Source organism: Ancylobacter radicis (assembly GCF_018449475.1).
Classification (GTDB): domain Bacteria; phylum Pseudomonadota; class Alphaproteobacteria; order Rhizobiales; family Xanthobacteraceae; genus Ancylobacter; species Ancylobacter radicis.
The window spans coordinates 40,161-61,298 of record NZ_JAHCQH010000022.1 but is presented as its reverse complement, the minus strand read 5'-3'; the positions used below and the strand labels follow the sequence as shown (position 1 = coordinate 61,298).

General features: G+C 65.7%; 25 protein-coding genes, 1 tRNA gene and 1 pseudogene. 8 read left to right on the top strand and 19 right to left on the bottom strand.

What is annotated here, in order from left to right; all coding sequences use genetic code 11:
- Positions 1-245: 245 nt before the first annotated feature.
- The 8 genes from KIP89_RS18120 to soxY form a co-directional block, all read right to left on the bottom strand.
- On the bottom strand, positions 246-656 hold the full coding sequence (locus KIP89_RS18120; protein ID WP_213757001.1) for a DUF294 nucleotidyltransferase-like/CBS domain-containing protein: 411 nt from the start codon (positions 654-656) through the stop codon (positions 246-248).
- 59 nt (positions 657-715) lie between these two features.
- Positions 716-1,984: an FAD-dependent oxidoreductase gene (locus tag KIP89_RS18115; protein ID WP_213757000.1), complete on the bottom strand. Its 1,269-nt coding sequence runs from the start codon at positions 1,982-1,984 to the stop codon at positions 716-718.
- A gap of 8 nt (positions 1,985-1,992) precedes the next feature.
- On the bottom strand, positions 1,993-2,514 hold the full coding sequence (locus KIP89_RS18110; protein ID WP_213756999.1) for a DsrE family protein: 522 nt from the start codon (positions 2,512-2,514) through the stop codon (positions 1,993-1,995).
- A 52-nt stretch (positions 2,515-2,566) separates the two neighbouring features.
- Entirely contained in the window at positions 2,567-3,238 is a 672-nt protein-coding gene (locus KIP89_RS18105; protein WP_213756998.1) for a c-type cytochrome, read from the bottom strand.
- Positions 3,222-4,499: a sulfite dehydrogenase gene (soxC, locus tag KIP89_RS18100; RefSeq protein ID WP_213756997.1), complete on the bottom strand. Its 1,278-nt coding sequence runs from the start codon at positions 4,497-4,499 to the stop codon at positions 3,222-3,224. Before soxC ends, KIP89_RS18105 begins: the two co-directional genes overlap by 17 nt.
- A gap of 75 nt (positions 4,500-4,574) precedes the next feature.
- Positions 4,575-6,269, bottom strand: a complete 1,695-nt coding sequence (gene soxB, locus KIP89_RS18095; RefSeq protein WP_213756996.1) for a thiosulfohydrolase SoxB — start codon at positions 6,267-6,269, stop codon at positions 4,575-4,577.
- Between the two features lie 62 nt (positions 6,270-6,331).
- On the bottom strand, positions 6,332-6,661 hold the full coding sequence (gene soxZ / locus KIP89_RS18090; protein WP_213756995.1) for a thiosulfate oxidation carrier complex protein SoxZ: 330 nt from the start codon (positions 6,659-6,661) through the stop codon (positions 6,332-6,334).
- A 65-nt stretch (positions 6,662-6,726) separates the two neighbouring features.
- Complete coding sequence (gene soxY, locus KIP89_RS18085) at positions 6,727-7,191, bottom strand: thiosulfate oxidation carrier protein SoxY (protein WP_213756994.1); 465 nt, start codon at positions 7,189-7,191, stop codon at positions 6,727-6,729.
- Positions 7,192-7,418: 227 nt separating this feature from the next.
- On the opposite strand from soxY, the gene soxA reads away from it, so the two are divergent.
- Positions 7,419-8,288 (top strand): sulfur oxidation c-type cytochrome SoxA, encoded by an 870-nt coding sequence (gene soxA / locus KIP89_RS18080; RefSeq protein ID WP_213756993.1) that lies wholly within the window; start codon positions 7,419-7,421, stop codon positions 8,286-8,288.
- An 11-nt stretch (positions 8,289-8,299) separates the two neighbouring features.
- Positions 8,300-8,935: a sulfur oxidation c-type cytochrome SoxX gene (gene soxX, locus KIP89_RS18075; RefSeq protein ID WP_213756992.1), complete on the top strand. Its 636-nt coding sequence runs from the start codon at positions 8,300-8,302 to the stop codon at positions 8,933-8,935.
- A gap of 8 nt (positions 8,936-8,943) precedes the next feature.
- Here soxX and KIP89_RS18070 read toward each other — a convergent pair whose 3' ends face one another.
- On the bottom strand, positions 8,944-9,501 hold the full coding sequence (locus KIP89_RS18070; RefSeq protein WP_213756991.1) for a SoxW family protein: 558 nt from the start codon (positions 9,499-9,501) through the stop codon (positions 8,944-8,946).
- A gap of 26 nt (positions 9,502-9,527) precedes the next feature.
- The gene (locus KIP89_RS18065; RefSeq protein ID WP_213756990.1) at positions 9,528-10,253 is read right to left on the bottom strand and encodes a cytochrome c biogenesis CcdA family protein; all 726 of its coding nucleotides are present in this window, start codon (positions 10,251-10,253) and stop codon (positions 9,528-9,530) included.
- A gap of 129 nt (positions 10,254-10,382) precedes the next feature.
- Here KIP89_RS18065 and KIP89_RS18060 point away from each other — a divergent pair, with 129 nt between their 5' ends.
- The 3 genes from KIP89_RS18060 (at position 10,383) to KIP89_RS18050 (ending at position 12,370) form a co-directional block, all read left to right on the top strand.
- Positions 10,383-10,766, top strand: a complete 384-nt coding sequence (locus KIP89_RS18060; protein WP_213756989.1) for a thioredoxin family protein — start codon at positions 10,383-10,385, stop codon at positions 10,764-10,766.
- Positions 10,767-10,819: 53 nt separating this feature from the next.
- Positions 10,820-11,185: an ArsR/SmtB family transcription factor gene (locus KIP89_RS18055; protein ID WP_213756988.1), complete on the top strand. Its 366-nt coding sequence runs from the start codon at positions 10,820-10,822 to the stop codon at positions 11,183-11,185.
- A gap of 69 nt (positions 11,186-11,254) precedes the next feature.
- The gene (locus KIP89_RS18050) at positions 11,255-12,370 is read left to right on the top strand and encodes a YeeE/YedE family protein (RefSeq protein ID WP_213756987.1); all 1,116 of its coding nucleotides are present in this window, start codon (positions 11,255-11,257) and stop codon (positions 12,368-12,370) included.
- 115 nt (positions 12,371-12,485) lie between these two features.
- On the opposite strand, the pseudogene KIP89_RS18045 reads toward KIP89_RS18050, so the two are convergent.
- The 9 genes and pseudogenes from KIP89_RS18045 to KIP89_RS18005 all read right to left on the bottom strand — a co-directional run.
- Positions 12,486-12,626, bottom strand: a pseudogene (locus KIP89_RS18045) (Arm DNA-binding domain-containing protein); the annotation flags it as partial.
- Positions 12,627-12,803: 177 nt separating this feature from the next.
- Positions 12,804-12,879 (bottom strand) — tRNA-Phe (locus KIP89_RS18040).
- 249 nt (positions 12,880-13,128) lie between these two features.
- Positions 13,129-13,335: a DNA gyrase inhibitor YacG gene (gene yacG, locus KIP89_RS18035; RefSeq protein WP_213756985.1), complete on the bottom strand. Its 207-nt coding sequence runs from the start codon at positions 13,333-13,335 to the stop codon at positions 13,129-13,131.
- Positions 13,336-13,350: 15 nt separating this feature from the next.
- Positions 13,351-13,974, bottom strand: coding sequence for a Maf-like protein (locus KIP89_RS18030; RefSeq protein ID WP_213756984.1), 624 nt, complete (start codon positions 13,972-13,974; stop codon positions 13,351-13,353).
- Between the two features lie 129 nt (positions 13,975-14,103).
- Positions 14,104-14,595, bottom strand: a complete 492-nt coding sequence (locus KIP89_RS18025) for an arsenate-mycothiol transferase ArsC (protein WP_369807200.1) — start codon at positions 14,593-14,595, stop codon at positions 14,104-14,106.
- Entirely contained in the window at positions 14,592-15,146 is a 555-nt protein-coding gene (locus tag KIP89_RS18020) for a UPF0262 family protein (RefSeq protein ID WP_213756983.1), read from the bottom strand. The genes KIP89_RS18025 and KIP89_RS18020 overlap by 4 nt, the downstream gene beginning before the upstream one ends.
- A 10-nt stretch (positions 15,147-15,156) precedes the next feature.
- Positions 15,157-16,449: a histidinol dehydrogenase gene (gene hisD, locus KIP89_RS18015; protein WP_213756982.1), complete on the bottom strand. Its 1,293-nt coding sequence runs from the start codon at positions 16,447-16,449 to the stop codon at positions 15,157-15,159.
- A 164-nt stretch (positions 16,450-16,613) separates the two neighbouring features.
- Entirely contained in the window at positions 16,614-17,096 is a 483-nt protein-coding gene (locus tag KIP89_RS18010) for a DUF2948 family protein (RefSeq protein ID WP_213756981.1), read from the bottom strand.
- Between the two features lie 508 nt (positions 17,097-17,604).
- Complete coding sequence (locus KIP89_RS18005; RefSeq protein ID WP_213757067.1) at positions 17,605-18,168, bottom strand: TetR/AcrR family transcriptional regulator; 564 nt, start codon at positions 18,166-18,168, stop codon at positions 17,605-17,607.
- A gap of 109 nt (positions 18,169-18,277) precedes the next feature.
- Here KIP89_RS18005 and KIP89_RS18000 point away from each other — a divergent pair, with 109 nt between their 5' ends.
- The 3 genes from KIP89_RS18000 (at position 18,278) to KIP89_RS17990 (ending at position 21,068) form a co-directional block, all read left to right on the top strand.
- Complete coding sequence (locus KIP89_RS18000; RefSeq protein WP_213756980.1) at positions 18,278-19,066, top strand: SDR family NAD(P)-dependent oxidoreductase; 789 nt, start codon at positions 18,278-18,280, stop codon at positions 19,064-19,066.
- Between the two features lie 84 nt (positions 19,067-19,150).
- A complete protein-coding gene (locus KIP89_RS17995; RefSeq protein WP_213756979.1) occupies positions 19,151-20,152 on the top strand; it encodes an NADP-dependent oxidoreductase in 1,002 nt (333 codons plus the stop codon).
- A gap of 100 nt (positions 20,153-20,252) precedes the next feature.
- Positions 20,253-21,068 carry an oxidoreductase gene (locus KIP89_RS17990; RefSeq protein ID WP_213756978.1) on the top strand — a complete coding sequence of 272 codons (816 nt, stop codon included), beginning with the start codon at positions 20,253-20,255 and terminating at the stop codon, positions 21,066-21,068.
- The last annotated feature ends 70 nt before the right edge of the window (positions 21,069-21,138 follow it).

Below are 21,138 nucleotides of genomic sequence, written 5' to 3'. Positions count from 1 at the left end.
AGGCGCGTCGATTTGAACTACCGACAGCTCACCATCACCTTATGAGGTGATGGAGTAGCCGAGTCCGTTTGCACCTCGCAAAAAAGGGACGCGGCTTGCGCCGCGCCCCATACCGGCCATGTCCCCACATGGCGGATTCCGGCTAAACAACCGGAATAGCGTAATCCGCTGACGCATAGATCGATCTAATGACAGCGGACTTTAACGGCGGCTTCCGACTGACGCCTCAGCTTGGCTACAACGGTTCATTCCGTCTCGACCTTGGCGATCGCAGCCGCAACAGCGTCCTGCGTCAGCAGTCCCAATCCCACACCGCCTTCGACCACCAGGACCGCGCGGAGGTTCTCCTCATTCATCCTCTGCATTACTGTCGATAAGCGATCGCAGCTGGAGCATTGCGGCAATTCGTCATTCGGTGCCGATCGGGCGACAAGGGCTGCTCTGCAGGCCGTCTTGAAGCCGGGCCTCGCGAAATAATCGACAATGTCGCGTTCGGTGAGCAGGGCGACGGCGCGACGACGGCAATCAATGAGCACAAGGGCTGGCAGGCCGACGAAGCCCATCAACGCAACAGCGGATTCAATCGGCGCATCCGCGGCGAATTCGACGATACGCATGGCATCGCGGCAAAGAATATCGCGAACAAGCAGCGCCATGCTGCCCCCATGACATAATATGGCACTCGAACGCCATACAGCCGCTTATTATAAACGGCTTACATGAATAAATCATTTTCAAGTCTATCAAACCAGACTGAACTTTCATCTGCGGTTACTTGTCGCAAGTATTTCTCTTCATGTATAACAGATACGGATTCGCCATATTCTTTAAATTTATTATCATCCGCAATAAAATTCGAACTCGATTTCACGCTGTCGCCTTTCGCCAGGAGGCTCCAGCACCGACTCTCATAGTCGGGCGGAGCACTACCTTGAGCGAGCAATTCAGCCGCTATGGTTCGGGCCGCCACCATTGCCTGGCTGTTGGCGGCAAAAGCGGATTTTGGCATCGCGCCCGCATGCGCGGCATCGCCGAGCACGAAGATGCTTGAATCGATGAGGGAGCGCATGTCCCATGCCCCCACCGGGCAGAAGCCTGTCGCGTCCGCGAGCCCTGATGCAACCGCGATCTGCGACGCCGTCTGCGCCGGGATCACGTTCACCAGTGCACAGTCGCGAAATGTTTCGAAGCCTGTCTCGACGCTCATGGTCAATGGGTCGACCTGCTTGACGCCCTCATGGATGGAGGGCGGCAGCCAGTCGATCATGCCGGGATAATATTTCTCCCAAGCATCTAGAAACAAAGCCATTTTTGCAAAACGCTCCTTGACGTCGACGATGAATATCCGGCATCCGCCGCGTCCCGACGCCTTCAGCGCAAAAGCCATCATCGAGGCCCGCTCATATGGTGCCGGCGGACATCGGGACGGATCGGGCGGAGGCAGGATCACAATCCGCCCGCCGTCCGGCACCGCATCAAGCTGCCGCTTAAGCAGATGGAACTGTTCCGTTCCCTTCCAGGCGTGCGGCATGATGGCGGCGACCTCCCGGCTCCAACCCGGCACGCTGCCATAATCGAGCCCGATGCCGGGGGCGACGATGGCCAGGTCATAGCCAAGCCGGGCACCATCCGTGAGAACGACCTCCCGGCGGGAGCGGTCGAACCGCGCGGCCCGCGCCGCGACCCATTTTATGCCGGTGCGGCGGGCGAGCGCGTCATAGCCAGACCAGATTGCCGGCGTCTCTATTATTCCACCGAGCACAAGGTTCGAGCGATAGAGCGCCAGATAACCCGGTGCAGGTTCGACCAGAACGATTTCGCCCACCCCCTTGAGAAGGCGGGCGGCATAAGTGGCGAAGGAAGCGCCCGCCACGCCGGCGCCGACAACCACGACGCGTGCCGGCGCCGCACGTGCCACATGCGGCAGGGCGAGCCCGCCTATAACGCTCAATACCAGTGCGCGCCGCGTCCGTGAGATCGGCACCGGGCGCCTCATCCGACCTTCATATAGGCGAAGCCCTTTCCCTGAAGCGTCGCGCAGGTGGCCACCCCCGAGGGCACGAAGGAGATGAAGTCCGCCTGCTTCGCTCGGGACAGGTCCAGCTGGTTCCGCTTGAAGGTGATCTCGCAGAGATAGACCTTCAGCCCGGTCTTGGAGATCGCCTCAGCACGGGCAAACAGTTTCGGCGGCAGCTTTTCATCCGCCCACATCGTGCCGTCGAGACTGTCGAGGAAGAACTTGATGCCGCCAGCATGCACCACCAGCACGATCTGCAGCGCGAAGGGGTCCGCGCCATAGACTGAATAATGGTTGCCGATATTGTTCAGCGTCTGGGCGAAGCGGTCGGGGTCGCCATAGTCGCAATGGTAGAGGCAGGCGACCTCGGCATCCTTCTTGATCTCGTCCAGCGTCACCTGCACGGGTGCTGCGGCGGCCCTGTCGACGGTGAGCGCGGCACCGCCGACGGCCAGGCCAGCCATCACGTTCCGGCGGTTCAACTCCAGTATGGGCATGGCGCTTTCCTTCCTGATTGGCGGATGCAACGGCAGGCGTGCAGCCGCAGCCTTATTCGACCGCGCCGGCGGGCTTGTCGCCTTCCTTGCCGGCATCGGGCGTGACATCGAGCACCGCCGCATGGCTGGTGATCTCGACCTTCGGCTTGCAGTCCTTCATGCAGGGCTGCGCATTCCAGAATGCCTTTTCCGTGATCTCGCGGTCGTCATCGTAGAAATTCGCCTGGTTGGGTAGCGCGACCTTCGGGAAATTCTCCTTCGACAGGACATAGTCCTCGGCAACGACGTCGTTGAGATAGAGCAGATAGGCGACGATGGCATAGACCTCGTCCGGCTGCAGCGTCTGCGCGGCGCCAAACGGCATGGCCCGATGCACATAGTCGAACACCGTCGAGGTATCGGGCCAGAACGAGCCGATGGTCTTCTCAGGCCGCTCGGATTTTAACGTGCCCTGCCCGCCGGCGAGCACCGGCCACCGACCGACGCCCTCGCCGAATTCGCCATGGCATGCGGCGCAATTGTTCTGGAACAGTTCCTCGCCCTGCGACACGGAACCCTTGCCCTCGGGCAGGCCGAGGCCGTCCGGGCGCACGTCGATGTCCCACGCCTTGATCTCCTCCGGCAGCGCCGGCCGGCCGAGCTTCACCGCATCCGCGCTGGCAAGGCCAGTGAAGGCCAGGAGAAACGCACCCGCGACAGCGCAGGACCTAGCTGACCTCGACATTCTCCGCCTCTCCATTGCTGCGCACCAGCCAGGTCTGGATGCCGTTATTGTGGTAGATCGAGTTCACGCCACGCACGGCGCGCAGCTCCGCTTTGGTCGGCTGCACATAGCCAGTGTCGTCCATGGCGCGCGACTGCAGCAGCAGTTCCTCGCCGTTCCAGTCGACGTCGAGATAGAAGCGGGTCATGGCGCGCGGCAACGCTGGCCCCTCGATGCGAGCCGTCGTCCAGTTCTTGCCGCCATCGAGAGTGACATCGACGCGGGTTATCGTGCCGCGCCCCGACCAGGCGACGCCGGAGACCACGTTCGGCCCCTTGGCATGGAGCGGCGCCTGCGGGCTCGGGCTGGTGACCACCGACTTGGCGTCCATGATGAAGGTGAAGCGGCGCGAACGGCCATCGGCGAGCAGGTCGGTATATTTCGACGTCTCCTCGCGCTGGCCCCAGGGCTGGTCGCCCACCTCAATCCGGCGCAGCCACTTGATCCACATATTGCCTTCCCATCCGGGGACGACGAGGCGCAGCGGATAGCCCTGCTCGGGGCGCAGCGCCTCGCCGTTCATCGCCCAGGCGACGAGGCAGTCATCCATCGCCTTTTCCAGCGGGATCGAACGTGTCATGGCGGAGGCGTCGGCGCCCTCGGCGAGTACCCACTTGCCCTTCGGCTTCACCCCGGCGGCTTCGAGGAACGCCCGCAGCGGCACGCCGGTGTAGACCACGTTGTGGATCATGCCGTGGGTGTACTGGCAGCCATTGAGCTGGGCGCCGCGCCATTCCATGCCGCTATTGGCGGCGCATTCGAGGAAATAGACCCGGTTGGTGCGCCCCGGCATGCGCTTGATGTCCTCCATGGTGAACACCAGCGGCTTGTCGACCATTCCATGGATCATGAAGCGGTGGCGGGCGGGATCGATCTCCGCCTCGCCCCCATGATGGCGGACGAAGCACAGGCCGTTCGGCGTGATGATGCCGTCGAGCGCGTAGAGCGGTGTGAAGCTCACCGAGCTTTCGCTGCTGGCGGTAAGCCAGGTGACCTCGCGACGGACGACGTCCTTCTCGAAGGGCGAGGGGGTGCCGTAGGGGTGGTTGTTTACCCCGGCCCCGAGAGCCTGGGTCCAAGGCGGCAGGTTGACGATATCGGGGTCGGGCGTCGCCTCGGCGGCCGCGGGCCGCACCCCGGCAGCCGCACCGGCGCCTGCAAGGCCGGCCAATGTGAGAAAGCGGCGGCGATCCACTCGCCTCCCCGGCTTGGTTTGGTTCATCGCATCCTCCCGGACGGATATTCAAATTCGCATTTTTGAATAAGTATGACGTGCATCGAAGCCTCCGCCCCCGCCTCAGGTGCCGGAAACCTTGACCGAGCCCGTCGGCGTTATGTCGATGGTCTTGGTCGCGGCGACGTAACGCTCGAGCAGTTCCCAGATCGGCGGACCGTCCACGCCCTGGTTGACGCTGGCCCAGCCGGCGACCGCATAGGTCTTGGCCGGATCAAGCGGTTGCCCGGTTTTCAGGTAAGTCAGCTCACTTATGCGCTTACCCATGGGCTGGCCGATATCAATGGCATAGCCGACCCCACCGACACGGACCATGTCGCCGCCGCCCTGGAAATAGGGGTCGGGGGTAAAGATATTGTCGGCCACGTCCTCAAGCACGTCCTTGAGTTGCTGGCCGGTCATCATGTTACGATAGCAAGCCGGATAGGTGATCGCCGTGGCGTTGGAGATCGCCTCGAAGGTGATCGGGTCACCCGGCAGAAGTGTGCCACCCCAGCGGAACCCCGGCGAGAGGGCGATCTCGGCGTCGCGCTCGGCCAGCATGGCCTGGCAGATCATATCGTCGAAAGTGCCGTTGAAATTGCCGCGCCGGTAGAGAAGGCTCCCCGCCTGCCCGACCACGCGCCCGAGATCGGCCGCGTACGGAGCCCGCACCTCCTTCACCAACGCGGCCATGTCCGGGTCGGGCGCGATGGCGTCGGAGAATACCGGCAGCAGCCCGTAGCGGAAGCCGGCCACCTTGCCGTCCTTCACGTCGAGATCAAGCCGCGAGATGAACTTGCCATGCGAGCCGGTGGCGATGAGCAGCGTTAAGCCGACCATGACCGGCGCCGGCAGCGCGTCATGAGTATGGCCGGTGAGAATGACGTCGATGCCCTTCACCCGGCTGGCGAGCTTGCGGTCGACATCGAAGCCGTTGTGCGAGAGCAGCACGACCACGCTGGCGCCGGCGGCGCGGGCCTCGTCCACCTGCTTCTGCAGGTCCTCCTCGCGCAGGCCGAATTCCCAGTCGGGGATCATCCAGCGCGGGTTGGAGATCGGCGTGCGCGGAAAGGCCTGGCCGATGACGGCGACCTTGGCGCCGCCACGCTCGAACATCTTGCGGGCTTCGAAGACCGGCTCCTGCCACTCCACACTGCGGATGTTCTGCGCCAAGAAGGCGAACGGCGCCTTCTCGACGATTTCCTGCACCCGTGCCGCGCCGTAGGTGAACTCCCAATGGCCGACCATGGCATCGGTGCCGAGCGCGCCGAAGACGCGCACCATGTCCTCGCCCTTGGTCTGCAGCGAACTCCAACTGCCCTGAAGACCATCACCGCCGTCGAGCAGCAGAACATTGCCATCGCCGCGCGCGGCGCGGATGGCCTTCACCAGCGTGGCGATGCGGTCGACGCCACCCATGCGCCCATAGGTTCCGGCCAGCGCATCGAAATCGAGGCTGGTGAGCGAATAGGCCTCCGGCCCGCCGGCGGCGAGCTTGTAATAGGCGAGGAAGGCCTCGTCGACGAGATGCGGCGGCAAGCCGCGCACCTCGCCGACCCCGATGTTGACCGAAGGTTCGCGGAAGTAGATCGGCGCGAGCTGCGCGTGCAGATCGGTGGTGTGCAGGATGGTGAGCGTGCCCACGGGATCGAAGCGCAGTATGTCGTCCTGCGTCATCTTTCCCGAGCGGGCCGCTTGGGCGAAGGCACCGCGGGCGCCGGATGCGAGCATCCCGGCAGCCATCGCGGCGATCACGAAATCGCGGCGTGAGATCATATGGCAAGTCCCTGCTGGCAGGTCATCCCTGTTGGACGCCGGCCCATGGTGGGGCGGACGGATCAGGCAACGGTGAGCTTGGCGCTCGCCGTCTGTTCGGAGCCGTCGTCGTCCTTCCAGGTGAAGGTGAACTCGCCCGTTTCGGACGCCTTGTAGAAGAAGGCCTGATACGGGTTCGCCGAGATGGAGGTGAACCAGTCCGCCTCGAAGAAAGTCTTGCCGTTGAAGGCGGCGGTGAACTTGTTGATGATGGCGCGTGGAATGGGCTTGCCGGTGGAATCCTTGCGCTGCCCGCTCTCCATCTCGTGCGAGATGAGGGTCTTGATCTCGATGATCTCGCCGGCCTTCGCTTCGGAAGGCGCTTTGACGCGCGGCTTGGACTTGATGGCCATGTTGGCGTTTCCTTGTCGTTTCCCCAGATGTCGATGCGCGCGGCCGTGAAGGCCGGACGCGCCGCTCAGCCGCCGCAGCCGCCGATCGTGACCTTCACCTGCGCCTTGGCGGTGAAGAGCGCGCCGTTCGACATCTCGGCCACGGCGACGACGTTCTGCGTCTGGGCGAGGCGCATGCGGACCGAGGCCGCCGCCTTCCCGGACTGGGGTGTGAACTTGTAGGTCACGACCTGAGGCAGCGGATTGCCATCGGCGAAGACATGGACGGCCCTGACGTAGTCCTGCTCGGTCATCGGGCTTTCCACGTCGATATTGAGCGGCACGACGAGGCCGTTTTCGGCGATTTCGGGCAGATCGAGCTTGATCTTGCCCTGCGCCATCGGCTTGTCGCCATAGAGCTTCTTGAGCTCGGCCGCGGTCGCTTCCTCGGTCGCCATGACAAGGTGGGGGGCGAGCGCCGCCGCCAGCATGGCGGTCAGGCCGAGTCCCATGGTTTCCCGTCGCGACGGAGTCCAACTGCGAAGTTGCATCAGGCGTCCTCCTGCTGGCGTCGAACGCCAACTCTTTGTTTTTGCTTTGATTTAATCGTCAGCGATCATTTTTCGCCGGTGACGAACATACATATTGTGATATTAAATTTTTTGAATGTAAAGTGGACTATCGAGCGATCGCCAAAGCCTATCATCGCTCGCCACGGAGACCGCTTCAACATCCTCGCAAGAAGGGTGAGGCCGCGGCTCAACAGCTGGGGAAGCACATGCCCAAGGAACAGATACGACCCAAGGAACACGCCCAACCGACGCGACGCTTCGTCGCCGGGTGCGTGGCCCTCGCCCTCCTCGCGCTGCCCTTCATCCTGACCACGGCTCAGGGCGCCGAAGATGAGAGCGAGAAGGAGATCGAACGCTACCGGCAGATGATCGAGGACCCGATGGCCAATCCGGGCTACCTCAATGTCGACCGGGGCGAAGTGCTGTGGAGTGAGCCACGCGGCACCAAGAACGTCTCGCTGGAGAGCTGCGACCTCGGCGAGGGACCGGGCAAGCTCGAAGGCGCCTACGCCCATCTGCCGCGCTATTTCGCCGATGCGGACAAGGTGATGGACCTTGAACAGCGCCTGCTGTGGTGCATGCAGACGATTCAAGGCTTGGATACCAAGCCGATCGTCGCCAAGCCGTTCTCCGGCCCCGGCCGGACCTCCGACATGGAGGATCTCGTCGCCTTCATCGCCAACAAGTCGGACGGCATGAAGCTCCATGTGGAGCTGGCGACACCGCAGGAGAAGGATATGTATGCGATCGGCGAGGCTCTGTTCTTCCGCCGCTCCTCGATCAACGACTTTTCCTGTTCCACCTGCCATGGCGACGCCGGTAAGCGTATCCGCCTTCAGGCGCTGCCGCAGCTCGACGTCCCGGGCAAGGACGCGCAGCTGACCATGGGCACCTGGCCGACCTACCGCGTCTCGCAAAGCGCGCTGCGCACCATGCAGCACCGCATGTGGGACTGCTACCGGCAGATGCGCATGCCCCCGCCCGACTATGGCTCGGACGTGGTGACCGCCCTCACCCTCTATCTGACGAAACAGGCAGAGGGCGGTGAGCTCAAAGTGCCGTCGATCAAGCGTTGAGGGAGGCGAAAATGACTGTTCATACCTTTCTGGCGCGCGCCGCGCTCGCTGGCACCGTCCTCCTTTCTCCACTCGCCGCGACCGCGCAGGATGCGACCAGAACGCCTGCCATCGACCCGGCGCGGGTTGATGCGGTGGTCAAGGCGGGCTTCACCAAGCTGCCGGAGGGATGGCAATCGCGTCTCCAGCAGGACGAAACGCAGCGCATCTGCTCGCTGACCCGCAATAACCCCTCGCCCGAACAGGCGAGCGCAATCATGAAGAGCGAGGAGGTAAGGATCATCTTCCCACAGGGCGCCATCCTCGGGGACTGGAAGGAAGGCGCCAAGGTCGCCCAGAACGGGCGCGGCGGGCAGTTCAGCGATCCGCCAGGCACGGTAAGCGGCGGCAATTGCTATGCCTGCCACCAGCTCGACCCCAAAGAAGTGAGCTATGGCACGCTCGGGCCCAGCCTCGTTGGCTATGGCCGCGAGCGCAATTACGATCCGGCCGATGCGAAGGCGACCTTCGCCAAGGTCTATGACGCGCAGGCCTCGCTCGCTTGTTCGAGCATGCCGCGCTTCGGCGTCAACGACGTGCTGACCGAACAGCAGATCAAGGATGTGGTGGCGTATCTGTTCGATCCGAACTCGCCGGTCAACAAATAGCTGACCACCTAAGGCGCCTTCTGCGCCGCCATCCAGGCTTCGAAGCCGGTGCCGTCATAGGCGCCGGCTTCGACATATTTGAACATGGCCAGGAACTCGGGCTTGGGCAGCAGACCCGGCAGCCGGGCCACCTCCACCACCCGGCCGCCCCGCATGCCGAAGAACTGGAAGGTGGGCGTCGCCCGCACCGCATACTGCCCTGCAAGGGCCTTCTCCGACCGCGCTGCGCTCTCGAAGCCCGTCACCTCGCGCGAACCGAAAATGTCGAGATGGACGACACTGAAGTGGTCGCGCACATAGGATTCGATGACCGGATCGGCGAAATACTCCGTATGCAGCCGCTTGCAGAGCGGGCAACCGCGTTGGCTCCATTGAAGCGCGAAGCCCTTTCCCGCCGCCCTTGCCGCTGCGAAATCCTCGGAGAGGTCGAGGAAACTCTCGACATACCAGTCCTGTACATACAGCCCGTCCTCGCCGAGGAGGGTCGCGGCGCGGCCGGCGCCGGGAGCGAGAAGCAGCGCGCTTGTGGCAAGGGCAAGCGAACGGCGGGTCAAGTGGAGTTCCATGATCGGCTCCATCTCACGGGCGCGCCTTATCCGATCGCGCCGAGTGTGGGGAAGGTATCGAGCAGCCAGGCGGATAATTGCGGCATCCAGCCGCCGATGAAGACGACGCCGGTGGCGACCAGCAGCACGCCGGAGGCCTTCTCGACCAGGCCGAGGCGCGAGCGCATCGCCGCCGACCAGCGCAGGAAGCCGGTTGAGAATGCCGCTGCCGCGATGAAGGGCAGGCCGATCCCGGCGGCATAGGTGGACAGCAGCAGCACGCCTTTGGAGAGGGAATCCTCGGTGCCGGCGATGATGAGGATCATCGACAGGATCGGCCCGACGCAGGGCGTCCAGCCGAAACCGAAGGCGAGCCCGACCAGATAGGCGCCGGCGAGCCCGGCGGGGGCGCGTGCCACATCCGGCGCCACCCGGCGGTAGAGCAGCGGAAGGCGCAGCAGGCCGAGGAAATGCAGGCCGAACAGGATCAGCATCGCTCCCGCCACGATCGTCAGAACCGGTGCGTGCACGGCAAACCACTGGCCAAGCTGCGAGGCGGTGGCGCCGAGCAGGATGAAAACGCTGGAAAAGCCGGCGACGAAAGCCACGGAGAGAGCGACCAGCCGCGCGCGCGTCACGCACCCGCCGGAGATGCCGCGACCGGCACCACCCAGAAAGCCGAGATAGGCCGGGACAAGCGGCAGCACGCAGGGCGAGGCGAAGGAAAGGAGGCCGGCCCCGAAGGCCCCGGGCAACGTTATATCGAGCGACACGGCGTTTCCTCACGGCCCGCTCCGCTCTGCGGCGGATTGGCCATCGAATTCATATTCGAATGCGTTTATATAATGGGAATGAGACAACGTCATCTGGTAGAGATCATACAGCCACGGCTTCACGGAAAGATGAGCGGATGGCGCGGCACGGCGTTTGCCAGCGTCGCCGTCTTCGGCGCGATCGCAGGCGCGTTGTGGGGCGCGGCGCCGGCGAAGGCGGCAGAACTACTGGTGTTCGAGCAGCCGGGCTGCGTCTGGTGCCAGCGCTTCGACCGTGAGATCGCCCCCATCTATCCTGAGACCGAGGAGGGGCGTGTGGCGCCGCTGCGCCGGCTCGATCTCGGCGACGACGATGCCGCGCTGGCCACTCTGGCCGCGCCAGTGCGCTACACTCCGACCTTCGTGCTGGTCGAGAATGGGCGCGAGGTCGGGAGGATCCCAGGCTATGCCGGCGAGGAGGCTTTCTGGGGGCTGCTCGCGGAACTGACCAAGAAATTGCCGCGGACGCCATGACGCTTTTGCAGGCGGGGCGAGTCCGATAGGCTGGAATTGAAAGCGACGTGGTGATGACTGGAATTGTTTCCAAACGCATTGAGGACGAGTTACGCGACGGCCCGGAGGTCTCGCCGGAGCTCGACCGTCTCATGCGCAATGCGCGGGAAGCGAGCGACTTCCTCAAGGCCGTCTCGCATGAGAACCGCCTGCTGCTGCTGTGCCTGCTGGCGGAGCGCGAGCGCTCCGTCACCGAGCTTGAAAACATCCTGTCGTTGCGCCAGCCGACCGTGTCGCAGCAGCTTGCCCGCCTGCGGCTGGACGACCTCGTCACTACCCGGCGCGACGGCAAGACGGTCTATTACAGCCTAGCCGACGAGGATGTGCGCCGGCTGATCAGCGTGATCTACGACATCTTCTGCGGAACCAAGGAAGACTGAGCCACATAAGCGCCGGCCGAGATGGGCACCAATGCCCGCGGGAGCCATGGGACGGGAGGACCAGGCGCAATGGACGACCTCAATGCGTGGTGGGCCGCCCTCGCCGGCCTCGCCATCGGGATCGCCGTGGGCTTCACCACCCGTCGCGCCCGCCTGTGCAGCTTTGGCGCCATCGAGGACGCGCTGGTGGGCTCCGATACCCGCCGGCTGCGCGTCTTCGGCCTGGCGCTGGGTATCGCCATTGCCGGCACGCAATTCCTCGTCCTGACCGGCCTGCTCGATCCGCAGGCAACCTCCTACGTCCCCGGCGCGCTGCCGTGGATCGGCATCGCGTTCGGCGGCGTCATGTTTGGCCTCGGCATGGCGCTGGTCGGCACCTGCGCGTTTGGCAGTTGCATCCGGCTGGGCTCCGGTGATCTGCGTAGCCTTGTGGTTCTCCTGGTCTTCGGCATAACCGCCTACGCCATGCTGCGCGGCACGCTGGCGACCTACAGGATCGCCTTCGGCGAGGCCTGGGCTCTCGCCATCCCCCACTCCGGACAGGCCGACCTGCCGGGCCTGATCGAGCCCTTGCTCGGCCTGTCGAGCCGCGCCCTACTTGCGGCCGGCATCGCCGCCATCCTCATCGCTCTCGCCGTGGCCGACACGCGCCTGCGCAAGGCGCGGCGCCTGCTTGCGGCCGGTGTCGTGCTCGGCGCCGGGGTGATCGGCGGTTGGCTGGCGACGCAGTTTCTCGTCGACGAATTCCAGCAGGCGGCCCGGCCGCAGAGCCTGACCTTCGTCGCGCCGGTCGCGATCACCCTGCACGGGCTACTGCTCGACGGCGCGACGCTGCTGAATTTCGGCACCGGCTCGATCGTCGGCGTGATCCTTGGCGCCTTCGCCGCCGCACGGGCGGGCGACGAGTTCCGCTGGGAAGCCTTCGACGACGCCCGCGAGATGAAGCGGCATCTGCTGGGCGCCGTGCTGATGGGCGCCGGCGGCGTGCTGTGCGGCGGGTGCACCATCGGGCAGGGCATCACCGCCGGCTCGCTGATGGCGCTCTCCTTTCCCCTTGCGGTCGCGGGCATGATGATCGGCGCCCGGCTCGGCATTGCCTTTCTGGTCGAGGGCCGGGCCCTGTTCTTCCTCCCGCGCCGGCCCGCCCGTTCCCGCCTCGGCGGAGGGCGACGCGCGCGCTCCTGAGCCCCGCCGCGACGCTTATCAGTTGAAGGCCGGCCCGCTCCAGCAGCCGCTACGCTGGCCGCCGCCCACATGCCTGCGATCATCCATCGCAGAAAAGCACCCGAATGCCCGTTACCTTCCCGTCGAACCGGTAGGATAGCCTCCAGAGCTTGGAGCCGGTGGGTGTAACGAGAAGATGCAGCCCGCCTCCATCTGACAGCTTGAATGGCTTATCACCGCCCTTAGCCTGCCGGATCGCGACATCTGTCAATGGCATTCGAGGCGCCCCCTGTTGGCATCGCGATTTGTTGGCATCCGCGGATGCCAACGACCATGCCAACAAATTTCACGGATGCCAACGAGCCACCCAAAGCCGCTATGAGCTTCGAGACTGGCCTAACCTCAATGAATTTCGGGGTTTCTGAGCTTCGGCGAGCGGCCTAAAGCGAGGAAATGGTGCCCAGGGACGGAGTCGAACCGCCGACACTGCGATTTTCAGTCGCATGCTCTACCAGCTGAGCTACCTGGGCATACCGGCATGGCGCGAAGGCCGTGCGGAGCGGGCGGGTTATAGAGTCTCCCCCTGCCGCTGTCCATATGCCTGGGGCCGGAATGTGCGGGCTTTTCCCCAGACATGACAGAGAAGCGACGGGCATCACCCTTGAATGTCGGGAACGTCGGAAGCCCTTGCGTGGTTGGCCGACATTCGCCGCCCACCCGGCGCGCCGCACCGGCAATCCGAGCGTCAGGCCCGCTTCAGCCTGGATCGAGGCTGCATACTACCTCTCGCGGGGCGGCGCGGGAGCGAGGGAGGGTTCCTCGCCGTCCTCGTCGTCTTCCTCCGTCACCGGAATGGCATAGGCGCCGGTGAGCCAGCGGTGCAGATCGACATCGGCGCAGCGGCTGGAGCAGAAGGGTTTGTACTTCTCCACCATCGGCTTGCCGCAGATCGGGCATGGCTTGGCGGCGGGCGGTTCATCCACCATGGCGGGCTCCTCCCTTCACGCCGGATGGCCCCAACGCTGCAACACCGGGAAGCGTTCGCCCGCCAGCAGGGCCACGGTTTCCGCCAGCGGCAGGCCGACGACATTGCTGTAGGAGCCGACCAGCTTGATGACGAATGTGCCGGCAAGTCCTTGAATTGCATAGCCTCCTGCCTTGCCCTGCCATTCGCGGGAGGCGAGGTAGGCGTCCATTTCCTCGCGGGACAAACGCTTGAAACGGACGCGGGTTTCGACCAGGCGGGTGCGGATGGCGCCCTTCGGGGTCATCAGGGCGATGCCGGTATAGACCCGGTGGGCGCGGCCCGACAGCAGGCGCAGGCAATCGGCGGCCTCCTCCGCGATCTCCGGCTTGGGCAGGATGCGACGGCCCACCGCCACCACCGTATCGGCGGCGAGGAGATAGGCGCCGTCATACTCGCTGGTCAGCTTGCGACGTGCGTCGGCGGCCAAAAGCTTTTGCTGCGCAAGGCGTTGGGCGAGACGGCGGGGCAGCTCGCCGCGCTCGGGCGTCTCGTCGATATCAGCCGGGAGGAGGGCTTCGGGTTCGATTCCGGCCTGGGCCAGCAGCGCGAGGCGGCGCGGCGAACCCGAGGCCAGCACCAGTCTGGGGCGGCTATTCACGCAAGAAAACTCCTGATTCCGCCGCATCGACGGGCGGTCATGTCGGGGCGCACGCTAGTTCAATCCGGGCCAAAATTGAACGGCTTATCGGTGCAGTGAGGTGAACGATCAGGCCAGTGAGGTCGACGATCAGGCGCGAAAGCGTCGCTTGATGCGCATTTCCAGCTCGTCGCGCACCGTGCGGTAGGCATCCATGCGCTGCTCGCGATTTCCGCTCGCCAGCGAGGGGTCGGGGGTCGGCCAGTATTCGACATCGATGGCGTTGGTGCGGGTCAGTTCCAGCGCGCGGTGATGGGCGTCGGGCGAGAGGGTAATGACGAGGTCGAAGGCGAGGCCCTCATTCTCCTCCAGCTCCTCCAGCGTCTGCGGCCGGTGCCGGCTGAGGTCGAGGCCGATCTCGTCGATGGCGGCGCGCACGAAGGGGTCGTTCTCGCCCTTGATGACGCCGGCCGAGCCGACATAGAGCGAACGGCCGAACAGATGGCGGGCGAGAATCGCCGCCATGGGCGAGCGCACCACATTCTGCCCGCACATGAACAGCACCGATTGCGGACGCGCGCGGCGCGTGGAACCTACGGGACCTTCGAGGGCAGCGGTGCCGGGAGGGCCGTCCACGCTCAGCCTTTCCAGTGCAGCGCGCAGACCAGCGTGAACAGACGCCGGGCGGTGCTGAAATCGAGGGCGACCTTGTCCTTCAGCCGCTCGCGCAGCACCTCCGAGCCTTCATTGTGCAGACCGCGCCGGCCCATGTCGATCGCCTCGATCTGCGAGGGGCTCAGGGTGCGGATGGCGGAATAATAGCTCTCGCAGACGAGAAAATAATCGCGCACCACCCGCCGCAGCGGGGTGAGGGAGAGATGGTGCTGCACCACCGCGCCGCCATCCTGCCGGGTGATGTCGAGCAGAAGACGGCCCTCGGTGAGCGAAATGGCCAGGCAATAGGGGCCGGCCCCGTCATCGCCCAGCGGCGCGAAGCTGTTCTCTTCCAGCAGGTCGTAAATGGCCACGGCGCGCTCATGCTCGACATCGCGGCTGGCGCGACCGATCGAGGCCGGATCGAGCGTCACCGCCGCGAGGCGGCGGGTGGCGGCGTGGGGGTCTTTCTCCTGAGGATATTCCCCCGAACCGCCCTCCCCCGGAACGTCACCGCCCGGATTGTCACCGTCACCCATGGCCCCTCCGTCAGAGGTTGAGCCGGATCGCGACCGAGCGGGCGTGGGCGCCGAGCCCTTCCGCCTCGCCGAGCGCGATGGCCGCGGGGCCGAGCGCGCGAAGCTGCTCGGGGCCGCATTTGAGGATCGAGGTACGCTTCATGAAATCGAGCACGCCGAGCCCGGAGGAGAAGCGGGCCGAGCGCGCGGTGGGCAGCACATGGTTGGAGCCGCCGACATAATCGCCGATCGCCTCCGGCGTATGGGCGCCGATAAAGATCGCCCCGGCATGGCGGATGCGCTCCACCAGCGCCTCGGGATCGGCGGCCATGATTTCTAGGTGCTCGGGGGCGATGCGGTCGGACAGCGCGGGGGCTTCATCCAGGCTGCGCAGCAGGATGACCGCGCCGTAATCGGCCCAGCTCGCCGTGGCGATGTCGCGGCGCGGCAGGGTGGCGAGCTGGCGCTCGACCGAAGCGATCACCGCCTCGGCCAGCGCCGCGTCATCGGTCATCAGGATCGACTGCGCCGCCGTGTCGTGCTCGGCCTGCGCCAGCAAATCGGCGGCGATCCAGTCCGGGTTCTGCTCGCCATCGGCGATCACCAGCACCTCGGAGGGGCCGGCCACCATGTCGATGCCGACCGTGCCGAACACATGGCGCTTGGCGGCGGCCACATAGGCATTGCCGGGCCCGACGATCTTGGCCACCGGGGCGATGGTCTGCGTCCCATAAGCAAGCGCGGCCACCGCCTGCGCCCCGCCGACGCGGTAGACCTCGTCGACGCCGGCCAGCCGCGCGGCGGCCAGCACCAGCGGGTTGAGCACGCCATCGGGCGCCGGCACCACCATGGCGAGGCGACCGACGCCCGCCACCTTGGCCGGCACGGCGTTCATCAGCACCGAAGACGGGTAAGCCGCCGTACCGCCCGGCACATAAAGGCCGACCGCTTCGACCGCCGTCCAGCGATGGCCCAGCTCGACGCCGGCGGCATCGACATAGCGACCGCTGGCAGGAAGCTGGCGGGCGTGATGGGAGCGGATGCGCTCATGGGCGAAGGCCAGCGCCGCGCGGGTCGCGGGGTCGGCGGCGGCCACCGCCGCGTCGATCTCGGCTTCCGTCACGCGGATGCCGATTGTGGCGAGGTCCACCCGGTCGAACTGGCGGGAAAAATCAATCAGCGCCGCGTCGCCGCGCGCGCGCACGTCGTTGATGATGCGCGCCACCGCGTCGGCGACATCCTGCGATACTTCCCGCTTGGTGCCGAGAAAGGCCGAAAAGCGCGCGGCAAAATCAGGATCGGCGGTGGAGAGGCGAAGCGGCATGATGAAACCTGGCAGGCGCATGCGGTGGACGCGACAACGCTCCAGCCGCACGGGGCGCGCTTGAGCTCCCCCGTCCTATCACAACCGGGCCGGCGGAACACAAGAGGCAATGGCGGACCCTGGCGCGCCGCCCGCGCCCGCCGGACAGCACGGGCCGGCGGAGCTCATTTCACATCGTGGCAGGGTGTGCCGGCGGCATCCCAGGCGGGGCCGAGATCTTCAAGGCCCGCTTCCATGCACTCGACATCGAGCTGCACCTCGCCGCCGCCGGAGAACAGGAAGCTCACCGTCCCGGAGGGGGACTGGGTTTCCTCGAATTTCAGCGCCAGCAGATTGAGCACGCCGAGCTTGTTCTTGAGGTCGATGCCGCGCACCCGTGCCGCCAGCACGCGCTCGAAGCGCATGCCGGAGCGCCGGCGCACGCACGGCCCCGCGCTCGCCGCCGCCGCGCCGAACGGCGCATCGGGCTCGGCCATCGCCTCGGCCTGGATCGCCTTTTCCCAATCGAACCGGTTGGCCAGCAGCACGAAGCGCCGCTCCTTCGGCAGATAGGTCATCTCGCCCACCGTCACGATGGCGTCCTGCATATGCACCGAGAGAACGGCGAGGTCTTCCGCATCCAGCGCGATCAGTTTGAGCCCGGCCATGATCTTCGTCTCCGCCACGCCCGCACGACGCCCAAACGACGCCGCCGGCCCCTGTCACAAGCGACGTCCCGCGCCGCCGTCTCATGCTGCCCAGATGGCGTTGGAGGCGCCGCGTGGCAAGGGGGGATGGGTGGTGGAGGGTGCGAGCTTGGTTACGCCCTTTGCAGAGGAGGATTACTGCCCGCGGCGGCGTCTCACGCGGGGTCCCGGCTGCACGATGGGGCCCCCAACGTCACCACGTCATGGCCGGGCTCGACCCGGCCATCCACGTCTTGGGCTCGTGCGCGGGCGGCGGGCAAGGCGTGGGTCCCCGGGCCAAGCCCGGGGATGACGGCGTTCCGGATGGGAGCCATTGCTGAGCCGCTATGCCCCCCGCACACCGTTGGTCTCCCAGCGACGTCATGGCCGCCCCCGGACGTGATCCGGGGATCAGACCCGGTCATCCACGACCTCCTCAGGCGTGCTCGTAACGGTCCTCCAGATGTCCCTCCGTTCGCAGACCTCGGAACTACAAGGTTGCCCCATCCTTGATCCCCGCCTCGATCCAGGCCCGCGTCTGCTCGAGGATCTCGTCCGAAAGAGCGGGATCAGCAATGGCCCGGGCGAGAATGACGGCCCCGACCATCGCCGCCCAGCTGCCGATCGCTGCCCGGTGCCGGTCTGCCGGATCCAGCTCCGGGAGTGCCTTCTCGATACGGGCGATCTGGGCGCGAAGCCCTTCCGTCATCGCGCCGCGTGCCGCCGGGGTCTGGTGGCGGATGGCGGCGGCGAGCCCTGCCGTGGGGCAACCCGCGGCCGGGTTGTCGCGATGGCGCGGCGACAGATAGGATCCGAGATAGGCGCGGAAATCGCCACCTTCACCCGAGTCCGCCGCGAGGACATGGGCCAGCGTCTGCGCGACCAGATCATCCTTTGAACTGAAATGCCCATAGAAGCCGCCATGGGTGAGCCCGGCGGCCTTCATCACTTCCGCCACGCTGACCGCGTCGAACCCCCTGTCGCGAAACAGCTCGCTGGCGACCTCCAGGATGCGGCGGCGGTTCTCCGCCATCTGCTCGCGGCTGACCTTCATTTCGAAATCTCCCGGAACCTCATTGACAGTTACATGATGATCATCATATTTAAGGCTAATCATGATGAATATCATGTATATGATTTCGAATTGCAAAGAGAGCAACCCCATGGCCTCGCATCCCTCCGTTCTCGTCACCGGCGCGTCGACCGGTATCGGCGCGGCTTACGCCGAGCGTTTCGCCCGGCGTGGGCACGATCTGGTGCTGGTTGCCCGCAACACGGCGCGCATGGAGGCGCTGGCGGCTCGCCTGCGCGAAGAGACCGGCGTGGCGATCGACATCATCGCGGCGGATCTCACGCAGCCCGCCGACCTCGGCGTCGTGGAAGCCCGGCTGCGCGAGGATGCGCGCATCGGCATCCTCATCAACAATGCCGGCACCGCCATCGGCGGGAGCTTCGTCGAGCAGAGCACCGATGATGTCGCGCGGCTGCTCGCCCTCAACACCACCGCCGTGCTGCGGCTGGCCAGCGCCATCGCCCCGCGTCTGGCACAGGCCGGCGAGGGCGCGATCGTCAACATCGGCTCGGTGGTCGGTCTGGCGCCCGAGTTCGGGATGACGGTCTATGGTGCGACCAAGGCCTTCGTGCAGTTCCTGTCGCAGGGGCTCAGCGTCGAACTCGGCCCGAGGGGCGTCTATGTCCAAGCGGTGCTTCCCGCCGCCACGCGCACCGAAATCTGGAGCCATGCCGGCGCGGACGTCGACACCATGTCCGGGGTGATGAGCGTCGATGAGCTGGTAGACGCGGCCATGACCGGCTTCGACCGCCGCGAGGCCGTCACGATCCCGCCGCTGCCCGATGTGGAGCAGTGGAACGCCTTCCAGGCCGCGCGTCAGGCCATGCTGCCGAACATAGGCCAGGAACACGCCGCTGCCCGCTACCGGGCGGCCGATTGAGCACTCGCGCCGCCAAGGCCCAGCTCGCCTCGCGGCCCTTTCCCGCGAGGCGAACGCCCACGGCAACCCGGAGAATGGATCATCATGAAGGCCTTCATCCTCGACAAGTACAGGAAGGGTGGCGCCCTGCGCTTCGGCGATTGGCCGGAGCCGGCGGTGGGCGATGAGGATGTCCTGGTCGAGATCCACGCCGCCGGGCTCAACCCTCTGGATTCCAAGATCCGCGACGGCGCCTTCAAGCCCATCCTTCCCTATCGCCCGCCGCTCATCCTCGGACACGACATGGCCGGGCGGGTCGTCCGCGTCGGGGCCAAGGTCCGCCGTTTCAAGGTGGGTGACGAGGTCTATGCCCGCCCGCGCGATGGCCGCATCGGGACCTTCGCGGAGCGGATCGCCGTCCATGAGGACGATCTGGCGCTGAAGCCGACGAACCTGACCATGGCGGAGGCGGCGTCGGTTCCGCTGGTCGGGCTGACCGCCTGGCAGGCACTGGTGGAACGCGCCGGTCTGCGCAAGGGGCAGAAGGTCCTCATCCATGCGGGCTCGGGCGGCGTCGGGACATTCGCCATCCAGCTGGCCAAGCATCTCGGCGCCACGGTCGCGACGACGACCAGCACCGCCAATGTCGATCTGGTCAGACGCCTCGGCGCCGATGTCGTGATCGACTACAAGACGCAGGATTTCGCGGCGGTGCTGTCGGGTTACGACGTCGTGCTCAACAGCCTCGATGGCGCGACGCTCCAGAAATCCCTGAGCGTGCTGAAGCGCGGGGGCAAGCTGATCTCGATCTCCGGTCCGCCGGACCCCGATTTCGCGCGGCAACAAGGGTTGAACTGGCTTCTGCGTCAGCTCATGCGCCTTCTCAGCTTCGGCATCCGACGGAAGGCCAAAGCCCGAGGGCTCGCCTATTCCTTCCTGTTCATGCGGGCGGAGGGCGGGCAGTTGAGCCAGATCACGTCGCTGATCGAGGCCGGCATCATTCGCCCGGTCGTGGATCGGGTCTTCCCGTTCGACGCGACCAATGATGCCTTGGCCTACACCGAAACCGGACGGTCCAAAGGCAAGGTCGTCGTCGCGCTGAAGTGACGGCGGTGCCGCCTCCCCCGACGCACGGCCGTGCCGGCTGCTCCTACCCCAACACCGCGATCGCGCCCCCTCCCCTCTTCAGCAAACCGGATCAACAGCCATGCCCTCCCCTTCCCAGAAAACCGCTCTCGTCACGGGCGCGTCGTCCGGCATCGGCCGGGCGAGCGCCGAAGCCCTGGCGCGGGCCGGCTTCACCGTCTTCGGCACCAGCCGCAAGCCGGGCGGTGTCCCCCCGAGCAAGGTCACGATGCTGACCTGCGATGTGACGGATGACGGCTCTGTGGCCGCCCTCGTCTCCGAGGTGCTGGCGCGCACCGGGCGCATCGATGTTCTCGTCAACAATGCCGGCGTCGGCCTATTCGGGGGCGCCGAGGAATCGTCAGTCGCGCAAGTCCAGCGCCTCTACGACGTCAATCTGTTCGGGGTTGTCCGGGTCATCAACGCGGTGCTGCCGTCGATGCGGACCCGCGGGCAGGGCCGCATCATCAATCTCAGCAGCGGACTCGGGATCGTGCCGGCGCCGTATTCGGCCCATTACGCCGGCAGCAAGTTCGCGCTCGAGGGCTATTCCGAGTCGCTCGATCACGAGGTCCGCGCCTTCGACATCCGCGTGTCGTTGATCGAGCCCGCCACGGTGACCGGCAGTTTCGACCAGAGCGCGCTCGAGCCGGACACCAAGAAGAAAGAGTACGACGCCGCGCGCGCCTGGGTGCAGGACTTCATCAAGAAGGCCTTGCCCACGGCGGTCACTCCCGAAGAGGTGGCGGAGGCGGTGCTACGGGCGGCCACGGCATCGCGCCACACGCTCCGCTACCCTGTCGGCAAGGTGGCGAAGCAGGTCAGCCTGCTGCGCCGCCTCATGCCCGCGCGGCTGTTCGACAAGGTGCTGCGCCAGCAATTCGGCCTGCCGCGCTAAGGCAATCGGCGGCATCGCGCTTGCTGCGTGCGGGTCAGGCTGCGCAAGACCGGAACCGGGCGCGATGCCA

Bases quoted from the DNA above. Each gene is read 5' to 3' on its own strand.
- KIP89_RS18010 (WP_213756981.1), bottom strand. From the start codon at position 17,096: ATGGCCGGGCTCAAACTGATCGCGCTGGATGCGGAAGACCTCGCCGTT.
- yacG (WP_213756985.1), bottom strand. From the start codon at position 13,335: ATGGTGGATGAACCGCCCGCCGCCAAGCCATGCCCGATCTGCGGCAAG.
- KIP89_RS18050 (WP_213756987.1), top strand. From the start codon at position 11,255: ATGGACGACCTCAATGCGTGGTGGGCCGCCCTCGCCGGCCTCGCCATC.
- soxX (WP_213756992.1), top strand. From the start codon at position 8,300: ATGACTGTTCATACCTTTCTGGCGCGCGCCGCGCTCGCTGGCACCGTC.
- soxZ (WP_213756995.1), bottom strand. From the start codon at position 6,661: ATGGCCATCAAGTCCAAGCCGCGCGTCAAAGCGCCTTCCGAAGCGAAG.
- KIP89_RS18055 (WP_213756988.1), top strand. From the start codon at position 10,820: ATGACTGGAATTGTTTCCAAACGCATTGAGGACGAGTTACGCGACGGC.
- hisD (WP_213756982.1), bottom strand. From the start codon at position 16,449: ATGCCGCTTCGCCTCTCCACCGCCGATCCTGATTTTGCCGCGCGCTTT.
- soxY (WP_213756994.1), bottom strand. From the start codon at position 7,191: ATGCAACTTCGCAGTTGGACTCCGTCGCGACGGGAAACCATGGGACTC.
- KIP89_RS18000 (WP_213756980.1), top strand. From the start codon at position 18,278: ATGGCCTCGCATCCCTCCGTTCTCGTCACCGGCGCGTCGACCGGTATC.
- KIP89_RS18020 (WP_213756983.1), bottom strand. From the start codon at position 15,146: ATGGGTGACGGTGACAATCCGGGCGGTGACGTTCCGGGGGAGGGCGGT.
- KIP89_RS18070 (WP_213756991.1), bottom strand. From the start codon at position 9,501: ATGGAACTCCACTTGACCCGCCGTTCGCTTGCCCTTGCCACAAGCGCG.
- KIP89_RS18005 (WP_213757067.1), bottom strand. From the start codon at position 18,168: ATGAAGGTCAGCCGCGAGCAGATGGCGGAGAACCGCCGCCGCATCCTG.
- soxA (WP_213756993.1), top strand. From the start codon at position 7,419: ATGCCCAAGGAACAGATACGACCCAAGGAACACGCCCAACCGACGCGA.
- KIP89_RS18110 (WP_213756999.1), bottom strand. From the start codon at position 2,514: ATGCCCATACTGGAGTTGAACCGCCGGAACGTGATGGCTGGCCTGGCC.
- KIP89_RS17990 (WP_213756978.1), top strand. From the start codon at position 20,253: ATGCCCTCCCCTTCCCAGAAAACCGCTCTCGTCACGGGCGCGTCGTCC.
- soxC (WP_213756997.1), bottom strand. From the start codon at position 4,499: ATGAACCAAACCAAGCCGGGGAGGCGAGTGGATCGCCGCCGCTTTCTC.
- KIP89_RS18105 (WP_213756998.1), bottom strand. From the start codon at position 3,238: ATGTCGAGGTCAGCTAGGTCCTGCGCTGTCGCGGGTGCGTTTCTCCTG.
- soxB (WP_213756996.1), bottom strand. From the start codon at position 6,269: ATGATCTCACGCCGCGATTTCGTGATCGCCGCGATGGCTGCCGGGATG.
- KIP89_RS18060 (WP_213756989.1), top strand. From the start codon at position 10,383: ATGAGCGGATGGCGCGGCACGGCGTTTGCCAGCGTCGCCGTCTTCGGC.
- KIP89_RS17995 (WP_213756979.1), top strand. From the start codon at position 19,151: ATGAAGGCCTTCATCCTCGACAAGTACAGGAAGGGTGGCGCCCTGCGC.
- KIP89_RS18120 (WP_213757001.1), bottom strand. From the start codon at position 656: ATGGCGCTGCTTGTTCGCGATATTCTTTGCCGCGATGCCATGCGTATC.